The 1,819-nt window shown below is 42.7% G+C and carries 2 protein-coding genes; both read right to left on the bottom strand.

The features are described 5' to 3' along the window. On the bottom strand, positions 1-492 hold a 492-nt coding region (locus tag F885_RS05385), incomplete at its 3' end, for a protein rep (RefSeq protein ID WP_005320827.1). Between the two features lie 734 nt (positions 493-1,226). Then, a partial coding sequence (locus F885_RS05390) for a protein rep (protein WP_005320825.1) occupies positions 1,227-1,819 on the bottom strand: 593 nt, incomplete at its 5' end.

The following is a 1,819-nucleotide window of genomic DNA, read 5'->3' as shown; positions in this document are numbered from 1 at the left end:
CCTGGTCACTTCCGTAGTTCTTAAAAACCCAGCAACACCCGATTTAAATCGTTTCGTTTGAATCATGCGCTGCCATGAATCATTCATGTGCTTCAAGGTTCCCCGAAGTTCGCTTACTGGTGGATTTTTTACGGTCAAGGTTAGAAATACCCACCGATGGGTAGGGTAGAGTTCTTGGATTTTTGGCAATTGCTGAAACATAACCGCCCTCCATAGTAGAGATCTGCGCCATTGACACACAGGGCAATGACGGACACGGCAAAAGAATGCTTGCTTGAGAACTAATTTTCCCTGATCAGGGTTAACGCCAAATTTCAAAATGCCAGAACAGCCGTTAATACGGTCAGCATATTGTGAAAATTCGACAGCATAGTTATAGAGAATTTTAACGGATTCGGCATCAGAACGATGTTGATCCCAAGAAACTTCATGAGGTGAAATTTCTGTTAAAAAATTGATTCCAAGGTCGGAATCATGGCAAGATTGAGACATGAAAAAGCTCGTTTAAGTTGTAAGGGTCGCACCTCAACTATACGAGCTTTTTTATTGACCTGTCAAATTACCCTCAAAGCTATACTGCTAAAGGCTTAGACCCTATTTTCAATAATCAGAGTTATCCCTTAATAATAAATACAAGGAAAAACACCCCGAAAAATCCAATTTTTTCTATCTTTCAAATAGCGTTTTTTCCATGATTTTTTTTCCGTCACGTGGCAATCACGTGGAATTTTTTTCTATAGCTCTTTTGTGGTCATCGTTTTGGAAAGCGTCACTACTGATGGGTAGTGACACTTTCCAAAACTCTACCGAAAGTCGCCACCCATTCGGGATGGCTCGGCAACTCCCGTTTTTTAGCAAAAGGAAGATTGTAATCAGGGAAAGGAGGTTTTTAATTTTTATGGTGGGGTCGTCACTCGTAGACACTCGTTCGGTTTTTTCGGAAACAGCAAAAAAGGAAAATTTTAATTTTTCGTTTTTGCTGTTTTTGGGGGTATCGGGGGTAAAGCCCCTGATCAAGGTCATGGCATCACGGAGCGAAGCGGAGGGGTAGCTATGTATCCTTGCATTGCTTTTTCAGCACTCATTGGACTCAATGGCTAAGTGCGCCCTTTGGGAAAAGTGTACCCTTTGGGAAAAGTGTACCCTTTGGGAAAAGTGTACTCACTACACTTTACTCTTCGAGATAAAGTTCATTCGCTAGGGATTTCATCCCTAGACCCTAAAAATCACTCTGCATATTCGTTATATTTTGGCGCATAAACATATCTGCGATATTCGGGTTTAAACTGAAATGCTACCCGACCCTCTCCAACGTCCTGCACTTCTTCAGATGAAGAAATCATTTCTTCTGTGGTGATTTCATCCTCTGGCTTGAGAACCCCCTTTAAAACGCCCCCTGTTGCGATAAAACGCATCTTATGGACTTGCTTGGTCATCTCATGCAGCCAAGCACCCTTATCACGTTCTAACGCCAAATCTGACGGTTTTACGCTGTACTTGAGTGTTTCGCAGATTGCTTTGTCGAGTTGCTTACGTCCTTTCTCGTCTAAAGTCGCTTTAACCGCTTTTACGTTCACCGATGGCAAGTAATCAGCCCTTAGAGCTTTTGCCCACATCTCTACCCAATCACCTTGTTTTATATACCCTTGCCCTTTGAAGTAGCTTGGTTTCACTAGCAACAAGGCATGAAAATGCGGATGTGCCATCATGTCGCCATCGTTGCCCCTGGTCACTTCCGTAGTTCTTAAAAACCCAGCAACACCCGATTTAAATCGTTTCGTTTGAATCATGCGCTGCCATGAATCATTCATGTGCTTCA

Source organism: Acinetobacter higginsii (assembly GCF_000369845.1).
GTDB lineage: Bacteria > Pseudomonadota > Gammaproteobacteria > Pseudomonadales > Moraxellaceae > Acinetobacter > Acinetobacter higginsii.
The sequence above is the reverse complement of the archived record's forward strand: the minus strand, read 5'-3'. Positions and strand labels throughout refer to the sequence as shown.